At 74.0% G+C, this 24,866-nt stretch carries 22 protein-coding genes; 15 read left to right on the top strand and 7 right to left on the bottom strand.

What is annotated here, in order from left to right:
- Nucleotides 1–6: 6 nt before the first annotated feature.
- Genes O2W20_RS10985 through O2W20_RS10995 form a run of 3 tightly spaced genes read right to left on the bottom strand, consistent with a single transcriptional unit; the run spans nucleotide 7 to nucleotide 2,665 of the window.
- Complete coding sequence (locus tag O2W20_RS10985; protein ID WP_269172586.1) at nucleotides 7–648, bottom strand: pentapeptide repeat-containing protein; 642 nt, start codon at nucleotides 646–648, stop codon at nucleotides 7–9.
- Nucleotides 649–686: 38 nt separating this feature from the next.
- Nucleotides 687–2,153, bottom strand: coding sequence for a PH domain-containing protein (locus O2W20_RS10990; RefSeq protein WP_269172585.1), 1,467 nt, complete (start codon nucleotides 2,151–2,153; stop codon nucleotides 687–689).
- Complete coding sequence (locus O2W20_RS10995; RefSeq protein WP_269172584.1) at nucleotides 2,150–2,665, bottom strand: PH domain-containing protein; 516 nt, start codon at nucleotides 2,663–2,665, stop codon at nucleotides 2,150–2,152. The genes O2W20_RS10990 and O2W20_RS10995 overlap by 4 nt, the downstream gene beginning before the upstream one ends.
- Before the next feature lie 84 nt (nucleotides 2,666–2,749).
- On the opposite strand from O2W20_RS10995, the gene O2W20_RS11000 reads away from it, so the two are divergent.
- A complete protein-coding gene (locus tag O2W20_RS11000; RefSeq protein ID WP_166756047.1) occupies nucleotides 2,750–3,082 on the top strand; it encodes a rhodanese-like domain-containing protein in 333 nt (110 codons plus the stop codon).
- Between the two features lie 19 nt (nucleotides 3,083–3,101).
- On the opposite strand, the gene O2W20_RS11005 is transcribed toward O2W20_RS11000, so the two are convergent.
- Nucleotides 3,102–4,718 carry a long-chain fatty acid--CoA ligase gene (locus O2W20_RS11005; RefSeq protein WP_269172583.1) on the bottom strand — a complete coding sequence of 539 codons (1,617 nt, stop codon included), beginning with the start codon at nucleotides 4,716–4,718 and terminating at the stop codon, nucleotides 3,102–3,104.
- An 84-nt stretch (nucleotides 4,719–4,802) separates the two neighbouring features.
- Here O2W20_RS11005 and O2W20_RS11010 point away from each other — a divergent pair, with 84 nt between their 5' ends.
- On the top strand, nucleotides 4,803–6,269 hold the full coding sequence (locus tag O2W20_RS11010) for an aldehyde dehydrogenase family protein (RefSeq protein ID WP_269172582.1): 1,467 nt from the start codon (nucleotides 4,803–4,805) through the stop codon (nucleotides 6,267–6,269).
- On the opposite strand, the gene O2W20_RS11015 is transcribed toward O2W20_RS11010, so the two are convergent.
- The 3 genes from O2W20_RS11015 to O2W20_RS11025 form a co-directional block, all read right to left on the bottom strand.
- On the bottom strand, nucleotides 6,190–7,224 hold the full coding sequence (locus O2W20_RS11015) for an NAD(P)-binding domain-containing protein (RefSeq protein WP_269172581.1): 1,035 nt from the start codon (nucleotides 7,222–7,224) through the stop codon (nucleotides 6,190–6,192). The genes O2W20_RS11010 and O2W20_RS11015 overlap by 80 nt on opposite strands.
- A gap of 52 nt (nucleotides 7,225–7,276) precedes the next feature.
- Complete coding sequence (locus O2W20_RS11020) at nucleotides 7,277–7,918, bottom strand: O-methyltransferase (protein ID WP_269172580.1); 642 nt, start codon at nucleotides 7,916–7,918, stop codon at nucleotides 7,277–7,279.
- Between the two features lie 109 nt (nucleotides 7,919–8,027).
- Nucleotides 8,028–8,618, bottom strand: a complete 591-nt coding sequence (locus tag O2W20_RS11025) for a hypothetical protein (protein WP_269172579.1) — start codon at nucleotides 8,616–8,618, stop codon at nucleotides 8,028–8,030.
- Between the two features lie 163 nt (nucleotides 8,619–8,781).
- Here O2W20_RS11025 and O2W20_RS11030 point away from each other — a divergent pair, with 163 nt between their 5' ends.
- The 13 genes from O2W20_RS11030 (at nucleotide 8,782) to araA (ending at nucleotide 24,861) form a co-directional block, all read left to right on the top strand.
- On the top strand, nucleotides 8,782–10,386 hold the full coding sequence (locus tag O2W20_RS11030; RefSeq protein WP_269172578.1) for a class I adenylate-forming enzyme family protein: 1,605 nt from the start codon (nucleotides 8,782–8,784) through the stop codon (nucleotides 10,384–10,386).
- Nucleotides 10,383–10,910 carry a PaaI family thioesterase gene (locus tag O2W20_RS11035; RefSeq protein ID WP_269172577.1) on the top strand — a complete coding sequence of 176 codons (528 nt, stop codon included), beginning with the start codon at nucleotides 10,383–10,385 and terminating at the stop codon, nucleotides 10,908–10,910. Before O2W20_RS11030 ends, O2W20_RS11035 begins: the two co-directional genes overlap by 4 nt.
- Nucleotides 10,904–12,274, top strand: coding sequence for a condensation domain-containing protein (locus O2W20_RS11040; RefSeq protein ID WP_269172576.1), 1,371 nt, complete (start codon nucleotides 10,904–10,906; stop codon nucleotides 12,272–12,274). The genes O2W20_RS11035 and O2W20_RS11040 overlap by 7 nt, the downstream gene beginning before the upstream one ends.
- The gene (locus O2W20_RS11045) at nucleotides 12,271–13,509 is read left to right on the top strand and encodes a cytochrome P450 (RefSeq protein WP_269172575.1); all 1,239 of its coding nucleotides are present in this window, start codon (nucleotides 12,271–12,273) and stop codon (nucleotides 13,507–13,509) included. Before O2W20_RS11040 ends, O2W20_RS11045 begins: the two co-directional genes overlap by 4 nt.
- 75 nt (nucleotides 13,510–13,584) lie before the next feature.
- Nucleotides 13,585–15,126, top strand: a complete 1,542-nt coding sequence (locus O2W20_RS11050; protein WP_269172574.1) for a class I adenylate-forming enzyme family protein — start codon at nucleotides 13,585–13,587, stop codon at nucleotides 15,124–15,126.
- Complete coding sequence (locus O2W20_RS11055; protein ID WP_269172573.1) at nucleotides 15,123–15,407, top strand: acyl carrier protein; 285 nt, start codon at nucleotides 15,123–15,125, stop codon at nucleotides 15,405–15,407. The genes O2W20_RS11050 and O2W20_RS11055 overlap by 4 nt, the downstream gene beginning before the upstream one ends.
- Nucleotides 15,408–15,634: 227 nt before the next feature.
- Nucleotides 15,635–16,786: a multiple monosaccharide ABC transporter substrate-binding protein gene (gene chvE, locus O2W20_RS11060; RefSeq protein WP_269172572.1), complete on the top strand. Its 1,152-nt coding sequence runs from the start codon at nucleotides 15,635–15,637 to the stop codon at nucleotides 16,784–16,786.
- Between the two features lie 199 nt (nucleotides 16,787–16,985).
- Nucleotides 16,986–18,524 (top strand): multiple monosaccharide ABC transporter ATP-binding protein, encoded by a 1,539-nt coding sequence (gene mmsA, locus O2W20_RS11065; protein WP_269172571.1) that lies wholly within the window; start codon nucleotides 16,986–16,988, stop codon nucleotides 18,522–18,524.
- On the top strand, nucleotides 18,521–19,774 hold the full coding sequence (mmsB, locus tag O2W20_RS11070) for a multiple monosaccharide ABC transporter permease (RefSeq protein ID WP_269172570.1): 1,254 nt from the start codon (nucleotides 18,521–18,523) through the stop codon (nucleotides 19,772–19,774). Before mmsA ends, mmsB begins: the two co-directional genes overlap by 4 nt.
- A gap of 120 nt (nucleotides 19,775–19,894) precedes the next feature.
- On the top strand, nucleotides 19,895–20,902 hold the full coding sequence (locus O2W20_RS11075; protein WP_269185500.1) for a LacI family DNA-binding transcriptional regulator: 1,008 nt from the start codon (nucleotides 19,895–19,897) through the stop codon (nucleotides 20,900–20,902).
- Nucleotides 20,903–21,011: 109 nt separating this feature from the next.
- Entirely contained in the window at nucleotides 21,012–22,661 is a 1,650-nt protein-coding gene (locus tag O2W20_RS11080) for a xylulokinase (protein WP_269185501.1), read from the top strand.
- Entirely contained in the window at nucleotides 22,658–23,341 is a 684-nt protein-coding gene (locus O2W20_RS11085; RefSeq protein WP_269172567.1) for an L-ribulose-5-phosphate 4-epimerase, read from the top strand. The genes O2W20_RS11080 and O2W20_RS11085 overlap by 4 nt, the downstream gene beginning before the upstream one ends.
- Nucleotides 23,338–24,861, top strand: coding sequence for an L-arabinose isomerase (gene araA, locus O2W20_RS11090; protein ID WP_269172566.1), 1,524 nt, complete (start codon nucleotides 23,338–23,340; stop codon nucleotides 24,859–24,861). Before O2W20_RS11085 ends, araA begins: the two co-directional genes overlap by 4 nt.
- Nucleotides 24,862–24,866: the final 5 nt, after the last annotated feature.

Consider the following 24,866-nt stretch of genomic DNA (forward strand, 5'->3'; position numbering starts at 1 on the left):
CCGCGGTCAGCCGACCCGGATGCCCAGCTCGGCCGCCATCCCGGCGGACCAGCCGGCCAGCTGGGCAGTGCTGATCGTGCAGCCGCGCAGGTCGGCCACGCCGTCGAGCCGGGTCACCTCGGCGCCGCGCAGGTCGACCGCTCGGCTGCGGGCGCTGCTGAGCACGAGCGACTCCACGGTGCAGTCGAAGAGCCGCAGGTCGCGCAGGTCGGCGCCGGTGAGGTCCAGTTCCCCCACGGTGCACCCGGTGAGGGTGACGTCGACCAGGGTGGCGCCCCGCAGGTCGAGGAAGTCCACCTTGACCTCCTGCAGGGCCACCCGGGTGAGCTGGGCGCCGTGTGCGGTGACCGCGCCGAACCGTCCGCCGGCGACCACGACGTCCAGCAGCGTCGCGTCGACGAGCGACCAGCCGGCTGCCCGCAGGTCGGTCAGCAGGCACGTGGCGAACCGGGCCCGGTCGAAGGGCACGCCGGCGAGGTCGCACCCGGCCAGCGCGCACTCCAGGAAGGAGGCGCCGGCTGCGTCCCCGGTGAGCTCCAGGCCGGTGAACCGCAGGCCGTCGGCGCTGCCGGCACCGGTGAGCTCGGGCCCCGGCGCCTCGTCCAAGGGCGGCAGGAGGGCCTCGAGGTCGCTTCCGTCGATCGGCACGGCGCCATCCTGGCCCCCCGGCCGTCCGCCGGGGAGGGTCAGCCGTACGGCGTGAGGGTGCCCGCCCAGCTCCCGGACGCAGCCTGCGCGAACTCGGCGGCCTCGTCGGCGGCCATGTCCCGCGCGGTGTAGCCGCCGCTGCCGGCGCCGACGCACGCCAGCACGGTCACCAGCCCGGCCCGGCGTTGGGCCAGGGACTGCCGCACCTCCCACCCCACCACGGCGCGGTCCTGGAGCACGGTGTGGCTGCGCACCAGCCACCCCGAGCGGATCGCGAACGAACGGGGGCCCGCCACGTGCCCCAGCGCGCCGTAGCGGGCCAGGCCGAGCGGGATGCCGAGCAGCACGAGGGCACCCCCGGCGGCCAGCAGCGGCCACCAGCCCGTCATCGCCATCAGCACCCCGCCCGCGGCCGCCACCAAGAACCCGGGCACGGTGCCCCGGGCGATGCTCCGCCGACGGGCGGCCGGGGGGTGCCGGTGCAACGGACCGGGGTGGTCGACCAACTCGACGGAGAGCGCCCGGGCGAGCTCCACCGGTCCCAGCGGGAGCACCTGCCCCCGCCGCGCGGCGTCCCCGAGCCCGGTGACCAGGGCGCTGACCCGGGCCGCGCCGACCAGCCGCATGCCCAGTCCCTCGCTGATGGTGCAGCCACGGATCCGGTCGATGTCCAGCTCGGTGTGCCGGCGGGTGACCAGGCCACGGACGGCGACGAGCGCCCCACCGCGCCGGAGCAGCCGGAACCGCCAGTTCACCAGGGCGCTGCCGATGATCGAGCCGAGGATCAGCAGCAGCAGCCCGCTGACGACCAGCCGGACCACGATCCGGGTGTCGGAGACGTCCGGGGACCAGAACTCCGGGACGAACTGGTCGGGCAGCTCCTCGGCCGCCCGGAGCAGCGCACCACCGGCGGCCAGCGGCACCGCCAGGTAGCTGCCCACCAGCGGGGCGTAGACCAGCCAGCGGTAGTCGAAGCGGAGCAGCTCCTCCTCCGGCTCGGCGGCGGCGTGCCGGCCGCCCTCGAACGAGTCCTGCGCAGAGGCGTGGGTGAGCAGCCGGTGGCGCAGCCGGTCGCCCTCGGCGCGGGTGACGCCGTCGATGACCAGCTCCTCCTCGCCGGTCACCGAGCCGGCCGCCGCGTCGATCCGCACCCGGACGAGCCCGAGCAGCCGGTGCAGCACCGGCGCCTCGACCTCCACCCCGCGGATCCGGTCGTTGGGCACGGTGCGCGCCGACCGGGAGAGCAGCCCGCGGGTGACGACGACGGCGGAGTCCCCGTCGGTGTAGCTGAACCGCCACCAGCTGATCGACGCGCCCAGCAGCGAGAGCACGGTGATCCCGACGACCAGCGCGACCACCGTGCCCAGGCCGTCGCCGAGGCCGCGGGTGACCCCGAGGGCCAGCACCGCCGGCACCAGGGCCCGCGCCTGGCGGAAGGTCACGGTGTGCAGCAGCAGCACCCACGGCGACGTCCGCCGCCCCAGCGCCTCGGGTGCCCCGGTCACGTGGCCTCGTCGCGCACGAGCTCCGCCCGCCGCGCGAGGTCCTCGGCCACCCGCCGGGCCACGTCCACCTCCAGGTGCGGCACCCGGACGGTGCCCTGGGAGGACGCCGTCAGCACCGCGACGGTCGCCAGGCCGAACAGCTGCTGGAACACCCCGCGGTTGACGTCGACGGTCTGGATCCGCGAGATCGGCACCAGGGTCCAGGTGCGGGTCAGCCAGCCGGTGAGCGTGTATACCGCCTCGGCGGTGACCTCCCAGCGGTGCACCCGGTAGCGCAGCCGCGGGCGGATAGCGATCGCGACCACGGCGTAGACCAGCACGAAGGCCGGGCCCAGCCAGCGCAGCAGGGGGACGGCCCAGCCGGCGTCGGCGGGCACGAAGACGATCGCGGCCGTCACGATCGCCGCGTACACGACCGTGCCGAGGACCGCCTGCGTCACCCAGAGCCCGATCGCGGCGCGGGACAGCGACCAGGCGGGTTCCCGGACGGGGGCCGGCGGGGGAGCGGACATCGGGTCCATCTTCGCAGTGCCCGGCCGGCCGAGGGACCGCACCGCCGGTGGTGCGCTCCACCGCGTGCCACGATGGATCGCGTGATGATGCCGCAGCAGGTCCCGACCGTGCCCGCCGCCGAGGTGCCCGACGACGCCGTCGTGCTGGACGTGCGCGAGGACGACGAGTGGTCCGCCGGACACGTCCAGGGCGCGACGCACATCCCGATGGGCGACGTCCCCGCCCGGCTCGGCGAGGTGCCCGAGGGTGACCCGCTGTACGTCACCTGCCGCAGCGGGGGGCGCTCGGCGCGGGTGACCGCCTGGCTCAACCAGAACGGCTACGACGCGGTGAACGTCGGCGGCGGGATGGGCGAGTGGGACGCGGCCGGCCGGCCGATGGTGAGCGAGACCGGCCGCCCGCCCTACGTGGTCTGAGCGGACCCCGAGTCCTGGCTCAGTCGCGCACGGGGTAGTCCGCGAAGCGGGCGCGCAGGTCCTTCTTGGAGAACTTGCCGACGCTGGTCTTGGGCACCTCGTCGATGAACTCCACCGCCTCGGGCATCCACCACTTGGCGACCAGGGGCTTCAGGTGCTCCAGGATCTCCCCCTCCGTCGCCGTCTGACCCTCGTTGAGGACGACGCACGCCAGCGGCCGCTCGTCCCACTTCGGGTGCGGGATGCCGACGACGGCGGCCTCCTTCACCGCCGGGTGGCTCATGATGGCGTTCTCCAGGTCGACCGAGGAGATCCACTCGCCACCGGACTTGATCAGGTCCTTGGTGCGGTCGGCGATCCGGATGTTGCCGAACTCGTCCAGCGCGGCGACGTCCCCGGTCTTCATCCAGCCGTCGGGCGTGGTCAGCTCCACGCCGGCGTCGGGCTCGTAGTACTCCTTCGCGCACCACGGGCCGCGGACCTGGAGCTCACCGGTGGCCTTGTCGTCCCAGGGCTGCTCCTCGAGGGTGTCCGCGTCGACGATCCGGGCCTGCACGCCGAACAGCGGCAGGCCGGCGCGGGCTCGCCGGTCGGCCTTGGTGGCCTCGTCGGCGTCCGCCCAGCGGGTCGACAGCGTGCCGCCGGAGGCGACCGGGTGGGTCTCGGTCATGCCCCACGCCTGGTAGATCGGCAGGCCCACCTGCTCGCGGTAGGCCTCCGACAGCCCCTTCGGGACGGCGGAACCGCCGCAGCCGATCTTGCGCAGCCGGTGCGGGCGCCCGGCGAGGTGCGGCAGCATGCCCTGCCAGATCGTGGGCACGCCGGCGGTGAAGGTGACCCCCTCGTCGACGATCAGGTCGGCCAGCGCCTGCGGCTGCATCATCGCCCCGGGGAAGACCATCGCCGCGCCGGAGGCCGGGGCGGCCTGTGCGATGCCCCAGGCGTTGGCGTGGAACATCGGGACGACGGGCATCGCGACGTCCTCGACCCCGATGCCGAAGCCGTTGGGGGAGACCACGGCCATGGTGTGCAGCACCGTGGAGCGGTGGGAGTAGACGACGCCCTTCGGGTTGCCCGTCGTGCCGCTGGTGTAGCACATGGAGGCGGCCGCGTTCTCGTCCGTGGTGGAGAACTCGACCGGGTCGGCGTCGGCCAGCAGCGCCTCGTAGTCGAGCACCCGCGGGTCGTCGGGGATCTCGTTGTCACCGCCGTCGTCCATCACCACCACGTGGCGGACGGTCGTCATCGTGTCGATCAGCGGCCACAGCAGGGGCAGCACGGTGCGGTCGACGAAGACGACCTCGTCCTCGGCGTGGTTGGCGATGTAGGTCAGCTGCTCGGGGAAGAGGCGCACGTTGAGGGTGTGCAGCACCCGCCCGGTGCAGGGGGCGGCGAAGTAGAGCTCCAGGTGGCGTGCGGAGTTCCAGGCGAACGTGCCCACCCGGCCGTCGGCGCTGATGCCGAGATCGTCCAGCACCCCGCCCAGCCGCCGGGTGCGGACGGCCCACTCGGCGTAGGTGGTGCGCACCTTGCCGCTGGGGTTGTTGGTGACGATCGGGACGTCGCCGTGGTGCTGCTCGGCGTGCCGGAAGATCGTGTCGATGGTCAGGGGGACGTCCTGCATCAGCCCGCGCATGCGGGCATCGTGCCAGTGACGGAGGTCACCGGCCAGCCTGTGGCCGAGGCCGTCCACGGTCCGCTGCGGACCCGAGGAGGAGACATGGACGTCGCCGACGCCGGCCCGGTCGAGGACGCGGTCGCGGCCGCCCGGCGCGCCTTCCCGGGGTGGTCGACCACGCCGGCGGCCGACCGCCAGGCGCGGCTGCGGGCACTGCGCCAGGTCGTCCTGGACCGGGCCGAGGAGATCGTGGCCACCGTGCGCGCGGAGACCGGCCGGCACCCGGCCGACATCGCGGTGGCGGAGGTGCTGCACGCTGCGGCGCACCTGGACTGGCTGGCCCGGCACGCCGCCGGTGCGCTCGCCGGCCGGCGGACCACCGTCTGGCCGCTGGTGCACAAGCGGACGGAGGTGCACGCCCGGCCGCGCGGGGTCGCCGCCGTGCTGGCGCCGTGGAACTACCCCTTCCTGCTGGCGCTGCTGCCCGCGACGACCGCGCTGGCCGCCGGGTGCACCGTCGTCCTCAAGCCCTCCGAGCACACCCCGGACGCGGCCCGGCTCCTCGAGCGCCTGGTGACCGAGGCCGGCTTCCCCCCGGACGTGCTGCGGGTCGTGCCGGGCGGGGCAGAGGTGGGCGAGCTGCTGGTCACCGCGGACGTCGACGTCGTCTCGGTGACCGGGTCGGCGGCGACCGGCCGCCGGGTCGCCGCGCTCGCCGCGGACCGGCTGACGCCTGTCGTGGCCGAGCTGGGGGGCACCGACGCCATGATCGTGCTGGCGGACGCCGATCTGCGGCGGGCGGCCCGGGCGGCGGCCTGGGGTGCGTGCTTCAACGCCGGGCAGTCCTGCGTGTCGATCGAGCGGCTGTACGTCGTCGCCGCCGTGCACGACCGGTTCCTCGCCGAGCTGGAGCGGGCCTTCGACGACCTCACGGTGGGGGGCGGGGGCCGCCGCGACATCGGGCCGATGGTCCTGCCGGCCACGCTGGCGACCGTCCAGCGGCAGGTCCGGGAGGCGGTGGCCGCGGGTGCGCGGGTGCACCGCGGTGGCCGGCGGGTCCGCGTCGGGTCCCGGGACCACCTGGAGCCGACGCTGCTCTCCGCCGTCCGGCAGGGCTCCGACCTGGTGCAGCAGGAGACCTTCGGCCCGGTCCTGCCCGTGCTGTCGGTGCCGGACGAGGAGACGGCGGTCCGGCTGGCCAACGACTCGGCGTACGGGCTGCAGGCCTCGGTCTGGACGGCCGACCGGGCCCGCGGGCGGTCGCTGGCCGGGCGGCTGCGGGTCGGCGCCGTGGCGGTCAACGACTGCCTGGTCAACTACGCCGCGCCCGGGCTGCCGTTCGGCGGCCGGGGAGCGTCCGGGACCGGCCGGCAGGGTGGGGTGGAGGGACTGCGGGCGTACTGCTACACCCAGACCCTCACCGACAGCCGGCTGCGGCCGCCGCGGGAACTGCAGTGGTTCCCCCGGATCGGTGGCGCCGGGACGTGGATCAGAGTGGCTCGGCTGCTGTACGGCCGGCCACGTCGGGCTCCCCGAGCTCCTTCCGGACCCGCTCCTCAGCGGCCGTGAGCGGGTTGTCGCTGTCGGTGACCGCGTTGATCAGCTCGACGATCGGGTAGCCCTGGGCCTCCTCCTCCTGGAGCTTCTGCGCGAACCCGCCGGACCGGATCTGCGCCAGGACCTCACGGAAGTGCCGCTCCATGCCCTCGGCGTCCTGGCCCATCGTGCCCAGGAAGCCGCCGTACATGGCCACCAGACCGTGCGAGCGGACCGACTCGAAGAACCCCGCGCTGGCCATCGTGCTGATCACCCGGGACATCTCCCCGGACAGGTAGAGCTCGCTGACCAGGGCCTCGGCGGGGAGCCCGGCCTCCAGGCCCAGCCGGAACGCCAGCTGGAAGGTGGTGCCCAGGTAGGAGCCGACGCTCTGCTCGATGAACAGGTCGAGGGTGGCCTCCTGCTCGGCGCTCAGCCGGATCGCGCCCCGCCGCAGCGAGCCGATCGCCGAGGCCAGCGCGAGCAGCCGCTCCTGGGCCCGGCCGGTGGCGTCCTGCTCGACGTTGACGTAGCTGAGGAAGCCGCTGCCCTCGACGAACGTCGTCCGGACCTCCTCGCCGAGCATCCGGGGCGCCAGCAGCAGGACGTCGACCCCCGCCGGTGGCTGCACCAGCCCGAAGGCGAGCACGTAGCCCGACGCGAAGCAGATCGCCGACCCGGGGGTGAGCCGCGGCGCGACCTGCTCGCGGAAGACCTGGGGGATCGCCTCGTCGGGCAGCAGCAGGTACACGACGTCCGCGCCCACCACGGCCTCGCCGAGGTCGCGGACCTCGAAACCCTCGGCCACCGCGCGCAGGCGGTTCTCGTCGTCGATGTTGCCGACGGTGACCGCCAGCCCCTGGTCGCGCAGGTTCAGCGCGACCGACCGGCCCAGGTTGCCGTACCCGAGCACCGTCACGGCGGCGCCGGCGAGCGCCGCGGGGTCGGCGTCGGTCTCGCGGTAGAACACCGTCTCCTGCTGAGTCATGCGGTCGGCTCCGTCTCTGGTCGTGTCGTCCCGGTCGGGCGTCGCCCGGCGGTCACCGCTTGCGGGCCAGGGTGAGGCCGTCGGCCATCGGCAGCACGACCACCTCCACCCGGTCGTCGGCCATGAGCCGGCTGTTGAAGGCCCGGAGCGCCGCGGCGTCCCCGGACGCGGCCGGGTCCAGCACCCGACCGCCCAGCAGCGTGTTGTCGAACACCAGCAGCCCACCCGGCCGGAGGCGGGGGAGCAGCTCGTCGTGGTAGGTGGCGTAGCCGGCCTTGTCCGCGTCGACGAAGGCGAGCTCGAAGCGCTCCTCCCGGGGGAGCGCGCGGAGGGTGTCCGCAGCCGGGCCGAGCCGCAGCTCGATCCGGTCGGTGAGCCCCGCCTCGGCCCAGGCGTGGGCGGCCGTGGTGGTCGCCGCCGCGCTGATGTCGCAGCACAGCAGCCGCCCTCCCGGTGGCAGGGCGCGGGCGATCGAGATCGACGAGTACCCGGTGAACGTGCCGACCTCCACCGCCTGCCGGGCGCCCACCAGGTGGGTCAGGAGGGTGAGCAGCGGGCCCTGCTCGGGGGCGATCTGCATGGTCGCGTGCCGCGGGTACTGCTGGCGGGTCCGCGCGACCAGCCGCTCCTGCACCGGGTGGGCCGGGGTGCTGTGCGCGAGGACGTAGTCGACCACGCCCGGGGTCGGTGCCACCCGGCGTGGCTCCCCGGGGGCCCGGGGCACCGCACCGGCCGTGGCCGGTCCGGACGGCGTCGGGGGCCGGTCGTGGTCCCCGACGCCCCCCGGTGCGCTCACCGGCAGGTCAGCGGCGGAAGCGGGACTTGTGCGACGTCTCCCGCATGTCCTGCTTGAGGTGGGAGAACATCAGCGCCCCGACCGCCGCGGGCACGACGACGTGCCAGGCGTGCCCGATCCGCTCGAGGCGTTCGGCCCGTTCCTTCTCCTCGGGGGCGAGCGTCACCACCGTGCCGGTCGCGGTGCCGGCGGGGGTGCCGACCGCGGTCACGGTCGAGGCGCGCTTCGCGTAGATCTCGTTGCCCTTGTTGCGGGCCTTCATGGCGGCCACGGCCGCGCCGAGCGCCACCCCGGTCAGGGTGGCCCGCATCGCGTTCTCGGGGCCGTCGTTGATCCACTTCGGCACGCCGTTGTCGAACGGGGCGCCGTCGTAGCGGACCATGCTGGTGCCCCACACGTAGGCGGTCACCGCGCCGGCGGTCAGGCCGCGGGACGCCTTCCAGCCGGCGTCGAGCACCCGGGCCCGCTCGGCCGGGTCGTCGATCGCCCCGCCGACCCCCCGGAGCAGGGAGCCCAGCCCGGCGAGCGAACTGCCCCACCAGGCCGCCAGACCCATGTCCCGGATCGCCCGGTAGTTCCTGTCGGACCTCTCGCTCACGTCTCCTCCTGGGATGCCTGTCGCGTCGGCCGTGGCCTCGTCGGCCGGGAACCCTGGATCGGACGCCGGACCGGCTCGCTCTCCGAGTGCGACCGCTACCGGGGCTGGGTACGGTGGGCCTACGGATGTGACGATCGTCTCAATCCCGGGTGGGGGGCGCATCTTGAGCTCGTCCCGGGACGGGGCCGTCCGCACCCCCGGTGACGACCGGGACGCCGCGCTCCGCTGGCTCTACGAGGACGTGCTGGGTGTCGTCGGCGTCGGCGCCGAGGACGGGTTCTTCGTGCTCGGCGGGTCGTCACTGCTCGTCGAGGTGCTGCTGGAGCGGGTGGTGGCCGAGTTCGGCGTGACGGTGCCCGTGGAGGACTTCTACGCCGAGCCGACGCTGGCCGGCCTGCAGACACTGGTGTTCCCCGCGACGGGTGGTGATCCGGGGCGGGGCGAGCCCGCCGCGGAGGCGGACCTGCTGGCGCTGCTGACCGAGGCGGCCGGCGACGACCCGGCGCGCGCGGCCGTCACCGGCCCGGACGGCACCCTGTCCTACGCCGACGTGCTCGCTGTGGTGGCCGAGGCCCGTGACGCCGCGGGGGACCGGCCGGGCCCGCGGGTGGTCCGGCTGCCGACGACGGCCGCGGGTGCCCGGACCGCCCTCGCCGCACTGGCCGGGCCGGAGCCGGTGCTGCTGCTGGACCCCGCCGCCACCGCGGCCGAGGAGCAGCAGGCCTGGACGGCCCTGACCGGTGAGCTCGCCGAGGGCCGCCGGCTCCCGATGGCGGTCCACGCCGTCACGACCTCGGGGTCCACCGGACGGGCGAAGGTCGTGCTCACCCCGAACGACGGCACCGTGCGCCTCCGGCTGAGCCAGGCCCGGGACCTGGGGGTGCACCCCGGGGACCGGTACCTGGTGACCGCACCGCTGCACTTCGGCTACGGGCTCGGGGCCGGCCTGCTGACCGGCCTGCTCGGCGGGGCCACCGTGCTGCTCCCGCCGCAGCCGCTGACGCCGGAGGGGCTGCGGACCTGGGCCGAGCAGCACGCGATCACCCTGCTGATGGGCGTCGGGCTGCCCTACCGCTTCCTGCTGGCCGCCGGGGCGTCCCTGCCCTCCCTCCGGCTGGCGATGGTCGGCGGCGAGCCGCTGGTACCGGCGCTGGCCGACGCGTGGCGGGAACGCACCGGCGTCCCGCTCGCCGACGCATACGGCACCAGCGAGACCGGGCACGTCAGCACGAACGTCGACGGGGTCCCCGGCTCGGTGGGCCGGGCGCTGCCGGGCGTGGAGCTCCGGGTGCTGCCCGCGGGCGGGGCGGCGCAGCCGACGGGCACGGGGGAGCTGCTGGTCCGGTCCCCGGCGCTGGCCCTGGGCTACGCCGGGGACCCGGAGCTGACCGCCGACCGGTTCCGGGACGGCTGGTACCACACCGGCGACCTCGCGGAGGTGCGCTCCGACGGGCAGCTGTTCCTGCGCGGTCGCCTGGACGACCAGCTCAACGTCGGCGGTGCGAAGGTCGACCCGCGCGAGGTGGAGGCGGCGTGCCGGGCGGGGCTGGAGCTGCGGGACTGCGCCGTCGTCGGGCAGCCGCTCCCGTCGGGGCGCACGGAGATCTGTGCCTACGTCGTCGCCGACCGTCCGGTGAGCCGGGCCGACCTGGTGCAGGCGCTCGGCGGCCGGCTCAGCAGCCACAAGATCCCCACCCGGGTGGTGCAGCTGGACGCACTGCCCCGCGGCAGCAACGGCAAGCTCGCCCGCCAGGAGCTGCCCCGATGACCGTCACCGGTGGGCGGCCGGAGCCGTCGCCGGCCGGGGACCCGGCGGTGGCGGCCCGGCTGGCCGAGGGCTCGCTGGCCGACGTGCCGCTGGCGGTGCTGCAGGCCGGTCTGCGGCTGCCGTTGCACGACCACCTCGGGCTGGAGCTGACCGGGCTGCGGCCGGTGGTGGTCGAGCTGCCGCTCACCGACCGCTGCCGCACCCAGGCCGGTCCGCTCCACGGCGGTGCGCTCGCCACGCTCGTCGACGTGGCCGGCAACGTCGCCGTCGCCACCAGCGGCGCGGTCGACGTCTCCCGCTACGGCCTGGTCACCGTCCGGGCCGAGATCGACTTCCGGGCCCAGCCGACCGGTGAGCGGGTCCGGGCCGAGGCCGAGGTGGTCGAGGTCGGCCGGCGGTCGGCGCGGACCGAGTGCGTCGTGCGGGACGACGCCGGGCGGGTCGTCGGCCGGGCCACGCTGACCACCCGGATGCTGCCCCGCGCGGGGCTGCCCGGGACCGGCCTGGCGGGCGCCGGGTGCTGACCGCGACGGGGCCGGCGAGTGGACCCACGGCTGGGGGACCACCGCTGTCCTGGCCGCAGGAGGTGCTGTGGCTGGCCGAGCGGATGCGCCCGGGCACCGTGCTGGACCCGCGCTGCGCGGTGCACCGGGCCTTCTCCTTCCCCGAGCCGCCGGACCTGGAACTGCTCGGGCGGGCGCTCACCGCGGTGGTGGCGCGGCACGACGCCGTCCGCACCGTGCCGGTCCCGGAGGACGACGGGGTGCACCTGGTGGTGTGCCCCCCGTCGGCGGTGCCGGTCGAGATCGCGCCGCTGCCCCCGGGCGCCGGGGACGACGAGGTCCGCCGCGGCGTCCTCGCCGCCGCCACCGCCCCCTACGACCTGGTGGCCGGTCCGCTGCTGCGGGCGGCCTGGCTGCCCCGCGACCGCGGCGGGACCCTGGTCCTCGCCCTGCACCACTGGGCCGGCGACGTCGCGGCCCTCGACGCGCTGCAGCAGGAGGCCGCCGAGCTGTACGCGTGCCTCCGCGACGGCCGCCCGGCATCCCCGGCGCCACCGGGCTACGCCGCCCTGGCCGCGGCCCGGCGGGCGGCGGACCCGGCCGGGCACGAGGAGCTCTCGGCCTGGTGGCGGACGGAGCTGGCCGGGGCCCGTCGGGGTGCCCTGCCGGGCAGCGGGGCGGGCCGGACCGGCGGTGCGACCGGGCTGCTGGCCCGGCCGCTCGGCGGCCCGGCGTCGGCCGCGCTGCTGCAGCTCACCGCCGTCCACCGGGCCTCGCCGTACATGGTGCTGCTCGCCGCGATCGGCGCGTTGCTGGACGACGGGCGGGGCGAACCGGACCACCTGGACGCGATCGTCTTCACCGTCGACGGCGGCCGGTCGGGGTCGGAACGCCGGGTGGTCGGCTTCCTGTCCGAACCGCTGCCGCTGCGGCTGCGGCTGGACCGCACCCAGCCGTTCGGTGTCGCGGTCGCCGCCGCGCGGACCACGGTGCTGGCTGCGATGGGGCACCGTGACGTGCCGTTCGTCCGGCTGCTGCAGACCGCGCCCCGCCTGGCGGTCGCCCTGCTCCGCGGTCGCCGGCCGGCCACGCTGGTGCAGTACTTCTCGCCGGCCGACCTCGACCTCGGCGGCCGGCGGGGACACGTCCTGCCGACCTTCCCGGCCACCGGCGCGGTGGAGGCGCACCCGTGGGCGGTGCCGGTCGACCTGGACGTCACCGTGGAGCGGCGCGGCGACGAGCACAGCGTGGCGGTCCTCTTCGACCCCGGGCTCTGGGACCGGGTCGACCTCGAGTCCGCCCTGGACCGGCTGGAGGCCGTGCTCACCGGCGGCCTGGCCGACCCGGCGCGGCCACTGGCCCGGCTCGCCGGCGGACCGCGATGACCACCGGCGAGGCCGCGACGACCACCGGCGGGGCCGCGATGACCACCGGCGCGACGGCGCCGGGCCCGGTGGACTGGTTCCCGCTCCAGCTGCCCGGCGTGCCGGCCGGCCCGACGGCCGCCCGTGCGGCCGCCCTGGCGGGCAAGCGCGCCCGGACCCCCGTCGAGCCGATGGCCGCCTTCGGCGAGGACGGGACGGTGTGGACGGTCTACCGGTACGACGACGCCGCTGCGGTGCTGGCCGACGACGCCGGGTTCTCCCTCGGGGTGGTCGAGGAGAGGTACGGCGCCGTCCTCGGCCGGTCGATGCTCACCGTGGCGCCGCGGGCCCGGCGGGCGTTGCGCCGGGTGCTCGCCACGCACCTGCACCCGGACGACCCAGCGGTGGCGGAACTGGTCGAGTCGGTCGTCACCGAGCGGGTCACGGCGCTGGCGCCGGCCGCGGACGGCCCGGTCGACCTGGCACCGCTGCTGGCCGCCCAGGTGCCGGCGCGGGTGCTCGTCCGGTTGCTGGGGCTGCCGGAGGAGGAGTGGGCGGCGGTCGCCGGGCTGGCGTCGGCCGCGGCCGGCTTCCTGTCCGATCCGCGGGGCGCGCTGCGGGCGGCCCGGGCGCTGCGCCGGTCCTTCGCCGGGCGGCTGCACGCCACCGGCCCCGGGGACGACGTGGTCACCGCGCTGGCACAGGTGGAGGTCGACGGGGAGCGGCTGGCCGGGGCCGAGGTGGTCGCGTCCCTGTTGCTGCTGGCCTGGGCCGGCACCGAGACCGCGCACCCGGCGGTCCTGACCTGCCTGTACGCCGTCCTCGCCCACCCCGGGTCGGCGGCGGCGGTCCGCGCCGACCCGGCACTGGCCCTGGCGGCTGTCGACGAGGCGCTGCGCTGGGAGGCGCCGGTCCAGGTGACCTCCCGACGGGCCGAGCGCGCGACCCGGATCGGGGACACCGTCGTCCCGGCGGGCGCCACGGTGCTGGTGCACCTGGGCTCGGCCAACCGGGACGAACGCCGCTTCCCCGACCCGGACCGCTTCGACCTCGCCCGCACCGGCAGCCCGGGCCATCTCGCCTTCGGCACCGGCGTGCACCGCTGCCTCGGCTGGCAGCTGGCCCGGACCGAGGTCGCGACGTGCGTCCGGGTCCTGCTGGACCGCTGGCCGGACCTGCGGCTGGCCGAGGACTCCCCGCCACCCGAGGGCGCGGTGCTGCGCAGCCCCCGCCGGCTGCTCGTGCACCTGCGCTGAGACCGCCCCCATCCCCACCGAGCCCGATCCCCAGCCACCGGAGGACACGTGCGACAGGTCCCGCTCCGTCCCAGCATGACCCTCGGTGAGGTCCTCGCCGCGGCCGCCGCAGCGGCCGGGGACGCCCGGCTGGTCGCCGACGGCACGCAGGTGACCCTGCGGGAGCTCGCCGACCGGGCGGCGGACCGGGCGGCGGAGCTGCGCGGCGCCGGCCTCGGGCCCGGGGACGCGGTGGGCCTGCTGCTGCCCAACGGGATCCGGTACGCCGAGGCCTTCTTCGCCACGGTCCTGCTCGGGGGCGTGGTCGTCCCGCTGGACAGCCAGTCGACCGACCGGGAGCTGGCCGAGGTCGGCCAGGTGGTCGACCTGCGGGCGACGGTCGGCGAGCGGGACCGTCCGCCGGCGGCCGGCCGGGTCGACGTCCTCGTCACCGGCGAGGGCTGGCGGGTCCCCGGCGACCCACCGCCGGTGCCCGGGCCGCCGGCGGTGCGCCGGCGGGACGACACGGCCGCCGTCTTCTTCACCTCCGGGACCACCGGGGCCCCCAAGCCGGTGCCGCTGACCCACCACGCCGTCGTGCGTCCGTTGATCGCCCTGCAGCGGCTGCACGCCGCCTTCTTCGGCGGGTCCCCGGTCACCCGGGTGCGGAAGGTGGCGACGGTGACGGCACGGCACGGCACCAAGCTGCTGCGGGCCAGCGGCCGGCAGACCTGGCTGACCGCCAGCCCGTTCCGGGCGATGGCGGGACACCAGGTGCTGACCGGGTCGCTCCTGCTGGGGCACGACCTGGTGACGACCCCCGGCTTCGTCCCCCGCCGAGTCCTGGAGCTGGTCGACGCCCACGGGGTGAACGTGCTGGCCGGGACGCCGGCGATGCTGGAGCTGCTGCTCCGCGTCGAGGACCTCTCGCCGTACGACCTGTCCTCGCTGCTGGTGATCGGGCTGGGCGGCGGGCCGGCGGCCCCCGACCTCGTGGAGCGGGCGCGCGACCGGTTCGGCTGCGCGGTCACGGTGGGCTACGGCTCCACCGAGCTGGGCGGTGGGGTGCTGGCGACCCGCCTGGAGGACCCGCTCCGGGCCCAGGCGGAGACCGTCGGCCGACCGTTCCCCGGCACGGAGGTGCGGATCGTCGACGAGTCGGGTGCCGAGGTGCCCGCCGGCACCCCCGGGGAGCTGCTGTGCCGCCCGCCGGGCGCGGCCGGGGACTCGCCCTGGGTCCACACCCGTGACCTGGGGGTCCAGGACGACGCCGGCAACATCCGGATCCTGGGGCGGGTCGACGACCTGATCGTCCGCGGCGGGCAGAACGTCCACCCCTCGGAGGTCGAACGGGTGGTCGCCGAGCTGCCGGACGTGGACCGGTGCGCGGCGGTCGGCGTGCCGGTGCACGGCGACCAGCAGGTGTGGCTCTTCGTCGTCCCCGCCGGGGAGCGGGAGCTGGCTGCCCAGGACGTCCGCCGGCACTGCCGTGCGCAGCTCGCCCCGGCCAAGCAGCCGGACCGGGTCCGTTTCGTGGCGGAGATCCCGGTGAACGAGTACGGCGAGGTGCGGCGGAACCGGCTGCGGGAACAGGCGGTCGCAGAGCTGACGGACGACCGGGAAGGGGCCACGCAGTGACCGACGGACGACTGTCCCTGGAGGCGTTCCGGGACCGGCTGGCCGAGGAGCTCGAGGTGGACCTCGCCGACGCCGGAGCCGGCAGCCGGCTGGGTGACGACCTGGAGCTGGACTCGGTCCAGCGGCTGGAGGCCCTCGTCGCCGTGGAGGACCTGGGGGTCCACCTCCCCGACGACAGCGTCGGGCCCGAGCAGACTCTCGGGGGCCTGCACGAGCTCTACCTCCGCGGTGGCCGGCCCGGCCCTGAGCCGTTGCCCCCGCAGCTGGGCCCGGTCCCCTGACGACTGACGGTCACCCGCGACTCGCCCAGTGCGACCGCCGTCCCGGGTGCGTCGTCGCTGGATCACCTGGTCGAGCGACAGGTGAACGCGTCGTTACGCGACCGTGACGCTCAACTTGGGCGACGGGCTTGACGGACCGGGGTTGTTAGCGCTCACACTGTCTCAGCCCGCACAGCGGCGGGCCTGCGCCATCAAGGGGGCAGATGTCTCGAAGGAGAGATGTGGCAGTGAACAAGAAGCTCGGTCTGACCGCCCTGGGCGCCTCGCTGGCGCTCACCCTCACCGCCTGTGGTGGCGAGGGCGCCGGCAGCACCAACGACACCGAGAACGCAGCTCCTGAGGACCTCACGATCGGCGTCTCGATGCCGACCGAGACCTCCGAGCGCTGGATCGCCGACGGCGCCAACGTCGAGGACCAGCTCGAGGGGGCCGGGTACCAGGTCGAGCTGCTGTACGCCGGTGACGACATCCCGACCCAGTCGCAGCAGATCGACCAGATGATCGCCCAGGGCGTCGACGCACTGATCGTCGCGGCGATCGACGGCACCGCGCTCAGCGCGCAGCTGCAGAACGCGGCGGACCAGGACATCCCGGTGATCAGCTACGACCGGCTGATCCGGGAGACCGAGAACGTCGACTTCTACGTCAGCTTCGACAACTTCAAGGTCGGCGTCGCGCAGGGCACCGCCCTGCTGACCGGCCTGGGCATCACCGACGAAGAGGGCAACCCCACCGGGGCCACCGGGCCGTTCAACATCGAGCTGTTCGCCGGCTCGCTGGACGACAACAACGCCGGCTTCTTCTTCAACGGCGCCATGTCCGTCCTGCAGCCCTACATCGACAACGGCACGCTCGTCGTCAAGTCCGGCCAGACCGGCATCGAGCAGGCTGCCACGCTGCGCTGGTCGCAGGAGACCGCCCAGCGGCGGATGGAGGACCTGCTCACCTCCAGCTACAACGACGGCTCGGTCGTCAACGGCGTCCTGTCGCCCTACGACGGCATCTCCCGCGGCATCATCACCGCGCTGCAGAACGCCGGCTACGGCCCGACGCAGGACGCGCAGCCCAAGCCGATGCCGGTGATCACCGGTCAGGACGCCGAGATCGCGTCCGTCAAGCTGATCGCCGACAACGTCCAGGACTCCACGGTCTTCAAGGACACCCGGCTGCTGGCCGAGCAGGCCGTCGCCGCCGCCACGGCCTACCTCGAGGGCGAGGAGCCGGAGGCCAACGACACCGAGACCTACGACAACGGTGTCAAGGTCGTCCCGTCCTACCTGCTCCCGATCGAGACGGTCTACCAGGACGACATCCAGTCGGTCCTGATCGACTCCGGCTACTACACCGCCGAAGAGGTCGCCGCAGGTCAGACGGACTGACGTCCGTCCCCCAGTCCCGGCCGGGTCCGGCAGCACGCTGTCGGACCCGGCCGGTTCCACCCCACCTGCCGGACACCGGCCCGTGGGGTTCCACCCCACCTGCCGGACACCGGCCCGGTGGGGTGACCGCAACTCCACATCCCGAGTGACCCGCACTCGGTGCACCCACCCCTTGTGAATGACGAGGACGACGGAGTCCATGGACGACAACATCCTGGAGATGCGCTCCATCACCAAGACCTTCCCCGGGGTCAAGGCCCTGGAGGACGTGTCGCTGACCGTGCGACGCGGCGAGGTCCACGCGATCTGTGGTGAGAACGGCGCGGGCAAGTCCACGCTGATGAAGGTGCTCTCCGGCGTCTACCCGGCCGGCAGCTACGACGGTGAGATCGTCTTCGACGGCGACGTCTGCCGGTTCTCCGGCATCCGCGACAGCGAGCACGTGGGGATCGCGATCATCCACCAGGAGCTCGCGCTGGTGCCCTACCTGTCGATCGCGGAGAACATCTTCCTGGGCAACGAGCGCCGCGGCCGCGGCGGCCTGATCAACTGGCACAAGGTCAACGCCGAGGCCAGCGAGCTGCTCGAGTCCGTGGGCCTGCACGAGAACGCGATCACCCCCGTCGGGCAGCTCGGCGTCGGCAAGCAGCAGCTCGTGGAGATCGCGAAGGCGCTCTCCAAGGACGTGAAGCTGCTCATCCTGGACGAGCCCACCGCGGCGCTCAACGACACCGACTCCGCGCACCTGCTCGGTCTGATCCGCAAGCTCCAGGAGCGCGGGATCACCTCGATCATCATCTCGCACAAGCTGAACGAGATCACCGCGATCGCGGACAACGTGACGATCATCCGGGACGGGAAGACCGTCGAGACGCTGAGCCTGCACGCCGGCGAGGTCACCCAGGACCGGATCATCCGCGGCATGGTCGGCCGCGACCTGGAGTCCTACTACCCCGAGCGCGAGTCGCACCCGGGCGAGGAGGTCCTCCGCGTCGAGGACTGGACGGTCAAGCACCCGACCCAGGACCGTCTGGTGGTCGACCACGCCGACTTCTCGGTGCGCGCCGGTGAGGTCGTCGGGATTGCCGGGCTGATGGGCGCCGGGCGCACCGAGCTCGCGATGAGCATCTTCGGCCGCTCCTACGGCCGGCTGGTCTCCGGCAAGGTCTTCATGCACGGCAAGGAGGTGAAGACGCGCTCGGTCACCGAGGCGATCGACAACGGCATCGCCTACGCGACCGAGGACCGCAAGAAGTACGGCCTCAACCTGATCGAGGACATCCGGCGGAACGTCTCCGCCGCCGGCCTCGGCAAGCTCTCCCGCCGTGGCTGGGTGAACAGCAACGAGGAGACCAAGGTCGCCGAGGCCAGCCGGAAGAGCATGAACATCAAGGCGCCCAGCGTCTCGTCGATCGTGGGCAAGCTCTCCGGCGGCAACCAGCAGAAGGTCGTCCTGTCCAAGTGGCTCTACACGGACCCGGACGTGCTCATCCTCGACGAGCCCACCCGCGGCATCGACGTGGGCGCCAAGTACGAGATCTACACGATCATCAACGACCTCGTGGCGGCCGGGAAGGCCGTCGTCGTCATCTCGTCCGAGCTGCCCGAGCTGCTCGGCACCTGCGACCGCGTCTACACGCTGTCCGCCGGCCGGATCACCGGTGAGGTGCCGGTGCGTGAGGCCACCCAGGAGAGCCTGATGGCGCTCATGACCAAGGAGAGGGAGCTCGCAGCATGACCAGGACCGTTCCCCCAGAGGCGGGTCAGACCCCACCGAACGCCGACTTCACGCCCAAGCCCGCCGGGCAGAGCGGTTCGGGCAGCATGCGCGAGTTCCTCCGCAGCAACCTGCGCCAGAGCGGCATCTACGTCGCCTTCATCGCGATCGTCGCGCTCTTCACGTTCCTGACCGACGGCACCCTCCTCAGCGCCGGGAACGTCACCAACCTGGTCCTGCAGTACTCCTACATCCTGGTGCTCGCCATCGGCATGGTCATCGTGATCATCGCCGGGCACATCGACCTCTCCGTGGGGTCGGTCGTCGCGCTCACCGGAGCCGTCTCCGCGGTGCTGGTCATCGACCGGGGCCTGCCGTGGTGGGCCGGCGTCCTGGCCGCCATCGCGGTGGGCCTGCTGGTCGGCGCCTGGCACGGCTTCTGGGTCGCCTACGTCGGCATCCCGGCGTTCATCGTGACCCTCGCCGGCATGCTGCTGTTCCGCGGGCTGACGCTCCAGGTGCTGGACAACGTCTCGCTGTCCCCGTTCCCGGCGGAGTACCGCGAGGTGGCCAGCGGGTTCCTCAACGGCCTGCTCGGCGGCTACGGCTACGACGCCTTCACCCTGCTGATCGGCGGCGTGGCGGTGGCCGGCTACGCGGTCAGCGGGTGGCGCTCTCGTGCCGCTCGGACCCGCTACGGGCAGCCGGTCGAGTCCCTGGCGCTGTTCATCGTCAAGGTCGTCGCCGTCGGCGCGGTCGTGATGGCCTTCGCCTGGCAGCTGGCCAACGCCCGCGGCCTGCCCATCGTGCTGATCATCCTCGGTGTGCTGGCGATCGCCTACGGCCTGATCACCAAGAACACCGTGTTCGGGCGCCAGGTCTACGCCATCGGCGGCAACCTCTCGGCGGCGACGCTGTCCGGCGTCAAGGTCAAGGCCGTCAACTTCTGGATCTTCGTCAACATGGGCTTCCTGTCCGCGGTGGCCGGGGTCATCTACTCGTCCCGGTCCAACGGTGCCCAGCCCGCCGCCGGCGAGATGTTCGAGCTGGACGCCATCGCCGCCGCCTTCATCGGTGGTGCGGCGGTCACCGGCGGTGTCGGCACCGTGGTCGGGGCCATGGTCGGTGGTCTGATCATGGCGGTCATGAGCAACGGCATGTCGCTCCTGGGCGTCGACCAGTCGATCCAGTCGGTGGTCAAGGGCCTCGTCCTGCTGCTGGCCGTCGCCTTCGACGTCTACAACAAGCGGCGCGCCGGAGCCTCCCGCTGACGTAGGTCGCGGAGCCACCAAGTCGAGGGCGGCACCGGCGCCGTCCTCATCTCGAGGACGGCATCGGCGCCGCCCTCTGCTGAAGGGGGGACCGTGCTGCCCGATGGAGCGCCGCGCGCGTTGGCACTCTCCGACGTCGCCGTGCACGCCGGCGTCTCGCACCAGACGGTGTCCCGGGTCGTCAACGGGCACCCGAACGTGGCGCCGGCGACCAGGGAACGCGTCCAGCGGGCCATCACCGAGCTCGGCTACCGGCCGAACGCGGCGGCCCGCGCCCTGGTCACCGGGTCCACCCGCTCGTTCGGGCTGGTGGTCTCGCACATCAACCAGTACGGGCCGGCTCAGACGCTGCTCGGGCTGGAGAAGGCCGCCCGCGCGGCCGGCTACTCCCTCGGGGTCGCCATCCTCGACGACGACAGCGAGGCGGCGATGCGCGAGGCGGTCGACCGCTTCGTGGCCCAGTCCGTCGACGCGGTGGTCGCGCTCTCCACCTACGGCCAGGCCGTGGAGGCGCTGCGGCGGTTCGAGGCGCCGGTGCCGCTGATCGCGGTGCAGGTGGGCCGGGACGAGTCCCGGCCCACGGTGTGGGTCGCGCAGGAGGTGGGGGCCGAGCTGGCCACGCGTCACCTGCTCGAGCTGGGGCACCGCACGGTCCACCACGTCACCGGGCCACCGGACTCGCTGGAGGCCCGCGGGCGCGTGATCGGCTGGCGCCGTGCCCTGGAGGACGCCGGTGCGCCCGTGCCCGAGCCGCTGCACGGGGACTGGTGGCCGTCCTCGGGGCACGCGGCCGGCCGGGCGCTCGCCGCGCGGGTGCGGGCCGGGCAGGAGGACGTCACCGCCGTGTTCGTGGCCAACGACCAGATGGCGCTGGGCCTGCTCAGCGCCCTGGCCGACGAGGGGCTGTCGGTGCCCGGGGACATCAGCGTGGTGGGCTTCGACGACGTGCCCGAGTGCGGGTACTTCAGCCCGCCGCTCACCACGGTGCGGCAGGACTTCGCCGAACTGGGCCGCCGGGGTGTCGAGCTGGTGCTCTCCCGGTTGCGTGGGGAACCGCTGGAGTCCCAGCCGGTGCTGCCGCAGCTGATCGTGCGGCGGTCCACCGGACCGGCCCGCCGGACGGTTTGACTGAGCTGTTGTTAACGCTAACAATCGAGCACCGTGCCGCGGCCCACAGCCGTCCGGCTCATTGCGACCACGCCCGGCACGGTGGGCGGAGAGGGCTCCTGAGATGACGATGGACGGAGGCACCGCGATCACCTCCGGTCGCACCGCCCTGGGGATCGAGTTCGGCTCGACCCGGATCAAGGCGGTGCTGATCGGCCCGGACCACGCGCCGCTCGCCGTCGGCAGCCACGACTGGGAGAACCAGCTGGTCGACCGGCTCTGGACGTACTCCCTGGAGGACGTGTGGTCCGGGGTGCAGGAGAGCGTCGCCGCCCTGACCGAGGACGTGCGGCGGCGCCACGGGGTGGAGCTGGCCGGCGTCGGTGCGCTCGGCGTCTCCGCGATGATGCACGGCTACCTGGCCTTCGACGCCGACGGTGAGCTGCTCGCGCCGTTCCGCACCTGGCGCAACACGAACACCGGTCGGGCGGCCGAGCGGCTCAGCGCCGAGTTCGGGTGCAACATCCCGCACCGGTGGAGCGTCGCGCACCTCTACCAGGCCGTCCTGGACCGCGAGGAGCACGTCGGCCGGGTCGACCACCTGACCACGCTCGCCGGGTACGTGCACTGGCAGCTCACCGGCGAGAAGGTCCTCGGCGTCGGGGACGCCAGCGGCATCTTCCCGATCGGCGCCGACGGTGGGTACGACGCCACGATGCTGGCCCGGTTCGACCAGCTCGCCGCCGAGGCCGGGGTCGAGCTGACCCTGGCCGAGCTGCTGCCCACCATCGCCGTCGCCGGGCAGCCGGCCGGCACGCTCACCGAGGCAGGCGCGCGGCTGCTCGACCCCACCGGAGCCCTGCGCCCCGGCGTGCCGCTCTGCCCCCCGGAGGGTGACGCGGGCACCGGGATGGTCGCCACCAACTCGGTCGCCCCGCGCACCGGCAACGTCTCCGCGGGGACGTCGGTGTTCGCCATGGTGGTGCTCGAGCGGGAGCTCGCCGAGGTGCACCGCGAGCTGGACCTGGTGACCACGCCGGCCGGCGACCCGGTGGCGATGGTGCACTGCAACAACGGGGCCAGCGAGCTCAACGCCTGGGCCGGGCTGTTCGCCGAGTTCGCCCGGGCGCTGGGCGCCGAGGCCGACGCCGCCCAGGTCTTCGAGACCCTCTTCGCCGCCGCGCTGAGCGGGGCGAGCGACTGCGGCGGGATGCTCGCCTACAACTACCTCTCCGGGGAGCCGATCACCGAGTTCGAGGAGGGCCGGCCGCTCTTCCTGCGCTCGCCGGACAGCCCGCTGGACCTGGGCACCTTCATGCGGACGCACCTGTTCTCGTCCCTGGCCACGCTGCGGATCGGCATGGACGTCCTGCAGAAGTCCGAGGGCGTGCGGCTGGACCGGATGTTCGCCCACGGCGGCATGTTCAAGACCGAGGGCGTGGCGCAGCGCTTCCTGGCTGCCGCGATCGACACCCCGGTCGCCGTCGGCGACGTCGCTGCCGAAGGCGGCGCCTGGGGGATCGCCGTCCTGGCTGCCTTCGCCGCCGGTCGCGCCCCGGAGCAGAGCCTCCCGGAGTACCTGGACACCGAGGTCTTCGCCGGCGCGAGCCTGACCACCGCCGAGCCCGACCCCGCCGACGTCGCGGGCTTCGACGCGTTCATGGTGCGGTACGTCGCCGCCCTCCCGGTCGAGCGGGCCGCCGTGGACCACGTGGCCGTCGGCGACCGGCAGACCGACCTGACCCCGTCCGCCGACACCACCGAGGAGCAGCCGGCATGACCGCCACCCCCACCCGCACCGAGCAGGGCACCCACCGCGCGCAGCGCGAGCACGTCGCCCACCTGCACACCTACCTCACCCGCTACGAGCTGGTCACCTGGACCTCGGGCAACGTGTCCGAGCGGGTCCCCGGCGAGGACCTGTTCGTCATCAAGGGCAGCGGCGTCGAGTACGACCAGCTGACCTGGGAGGGCATCACCGTCTGCGACCTCGACGGCAACGCCGTCGACGGCGTCCAGGCCCCCTCCAGCGACACGGCGGCGCACGCCTACGTCTACCGGAACATGCCCGAGGTGAACGGCCAGGTGCACACCCACAGCACCTATGCCGCGGCCTGGGCGGCCCGGCAGGAGGAGATCCCCTGCGTGCTCACGGCGATGGCCGACGAGTTCGGCGGGCCGATCCCGGTGGGGCCGTTCGCGCTGATCGGCGACGACTCGATCGGCCAGGGCATCGTCGCGACGCTGCAGGGGCACCGCTCGCCGGCGGTGCTGATGAAGAACCACGGCGTCTTCACCATCGGGCCCTCGGCGAAGGCCGCGGTCAAGGCCGCCGTCATGACCGAGGACGTCGCCCGCACGGTGCACCTCTCCCGGCAGCTCGGTGAGCCGGTCCCGATCGCGCAGGCGGACATCGACTCGCTGTACGCGCGCTACCAGAACGTCTACGGACAACGATGAGCACGAAGGAGCAGCAGGTGGCATTCGAGGGTTCGGAGATCTGGTTCCTCACCGGCAGCCAGGGGCTGTACGGCGAGGAGACCCTCCAGCAGGTCGCCGAGCAGTCGCAGCGGGTCGCCGCGACGCTGGACGGCGCTGACGCGGTGCCGGTCCGGGTGGTCTGGAAGCCGGTGCTCACCGACGCCGGGGCCATCCGCCGGATGATGGGGGAGGCGAACGAGGACCCGAACTGCCTCGGCGTCATCACCTGGATGCACACCTTCTCCCCAGCGAAGATGTGGATCTCCGGGCTGGACGCGCTGCGCAAGCCGCTGCTCCACCTGCACACCCAGGCCGACGCCGCCCTGCCGTGGGCGACGATCGACATGGACTTCATGAACCTCAACCAGGCCGCCCACGGCGACCGCGAGTACGGCTTCATGCTCACCCGGCTGCGTACGCCGCGCACGACCGTCTCCGGCCACGCGGGCAACCCGCGGGTGCAGGCCCGGGTCGGCTCGTGGGCCCGCGCCGCCGCCGGTGTGGCCGCCGCGCGCGGTCTGAAGCTGGCCCGGTTCGGCGACAACATGCGGAACGTCGCGGTCACCGAGGGGGACAAGGTCGAGGCGGAGATCCGCTTCGGCATGTCGGTGAACACCTGGGGGGTCAACGACCTGGTCGAGGTCGTCGAGCGCGTGGGCGACTCCGCCGTCGACGCGGTCGTCGCCGAGTACGGCGACCTGTACGAGATGGACGCCGACCTGCGCCCGGGCGGTGATCGGCACGAGAGCGTGCGCTACCAGGCACGGGTCGAGGTGGCGCTGCGCCAGTTCCTCACCGAGGGCGGCTTCGGTGCCTTCACCACCAACTTCGAGGACCTCGGCGGCCTGCGCCAGCTCCCGGGCCTCGCCGTGCAGCGGCTGATGGCCGAGGGCTACGGCTTCGGCGGCGAGGGCGACTGGAAGACCTCGGCGCTGCTGCGGGTGCTCAAGGTCGCGGCCCAGGGCCTGCCCGGTGGCACCTCCTTCATGGAGGACTACACCTACGACCTGGCCTCGGAGACCCCGAAGATCCTCGGCGCGCACATGCTCGAGGTGTGCCCGACGATCGCCGGGGAGAAGCCGCGGCTGGAGGTGCACCCGCTGGGCATCGGCGGCCGCGAGGACCCGGCCCGGCTGGTGTTCAACGCCGCCCCCGGCGCGGGCATCACGCTGGGCTGGTGCGACCTGGGCGACCGGTTCCGCTGGGTGGCCAACGAGATCGACGTCGTCGAGCCCTCCGAGCCGCTGCCGAACCTGCCGGTGGCGCGGGCGGTCTGGGAGCCCCGGCCGGACTTCGAGACGGCGACCGAGGGCTGGCTGACCGCCGGCGGTCCGCACCACACGGTGCTGTCGACCCAGCTGGGGGCCGACGAGCTGACCGACCTGGCCGAGGTCTTCGACACCGAGCTGGTGCTCATCGACGCCGACACCACCCGGCGAAGCCTGGCCAAGGAACTGCGCTGGAGCGCCGCCTACCACCGGCTCAACCAGCGCCTCTGACGCGC

The organism is Modestobacter sp. VKM Ac-2982 (genome assembly GCF_026967935.1).
Lineage (GTDB): Bacteria > Actinomycetota > Actinomycetes > Mycobacteriales > Geodermatophilaceae > Modestobacter.

Coding starts and splice junctions, on each gene's coding strand:
- O2W20_RS10995 (WP_269172584.1), bottom strand. CDS start 2,665: ATGTCCGCTCCCCCGCCGGCCCCCGTCCGGGAACCCGCCTGGTCGCTG.
- O2W20_RS11000 (WP_166756047.1), top strand. CDS start 2,750: ATGATGCCGCAGCAGGTCCCGACCGTGCCCGCCGCCGAGGTGCCCGAC.
- O2W20_RS11005 (WP_269172583.1), bottom strand. CDS start 4,718: ATGCGCGGGCTGATGCAGGACGTCCCCCTGACCATCGACACGATCTTC.
- O2W20_RS11010 (WP_269172582.1), top strand. CDS start 4,803: ATGGACGTCGCCGACGCCGGCCCGGTCGAGGACGCGGTCGCGGCCGCC.
- O2W20_RS11015 (WP_269172581.1), bottom strand. CDS start 7,224: ATGACTCAGCAGGAGACGGTGTTCTACCGCGAGACCGACGCCGACCCC.
- O2W20_RS11035 (WP_269172577.1), top strand. CDS start 10,383: ATGACCGTCACCGGTGGGCGGCCGGAGCCGTCGCCGGCCGGGGACCCG.
- O2W20_RS11045 (WP_269172575.1), top strand. CDS start 12,271: ATGACCACCGGCGAGGCCGCGACGACCACCGGCGGGGCCGCGATGACC.
- O2W20_RS11050 (WP_269172574.1), top strand. CDS start 13,585: ATGACCCTCGGTGAGGTCCTCGCCGCGGCCGCCGCAGCGGCCGGGGAC.
- mmsA (WP_269172571.1), top strand. CDS start 16,986: ATGGACGACAACATCCTGGAGATGCGCTCCATCACCAAGACCTTCCCC.
- mmsB (WP_269172570.1), top strand. CDS start 18,521: ATGACCAGGACCGTTCCCCCAGAGGCGGGTCAGACCCCACCGAACGCC.
- O2W20_RS11080 (WP_269185501.1), top strand. CDS start 21,012: ATGGACGGAGGCACCGCGATCACCTCCGGTCGCACCGCCCTGGGGATC.
- O2W20_RS11085 (WP_269172567.1), top strand. CDS start 22,658: ATGACCGCCACCCCCACCCGCACCGAGCAGGGCACCCACCGCGCGCAG.
- araA (WP_269172566.1), top strand. CDS start 23,338: ATGAGCACGAAGGAGCAGCAGGTGGCATTCGAGGGTTCGGAGATCTGG.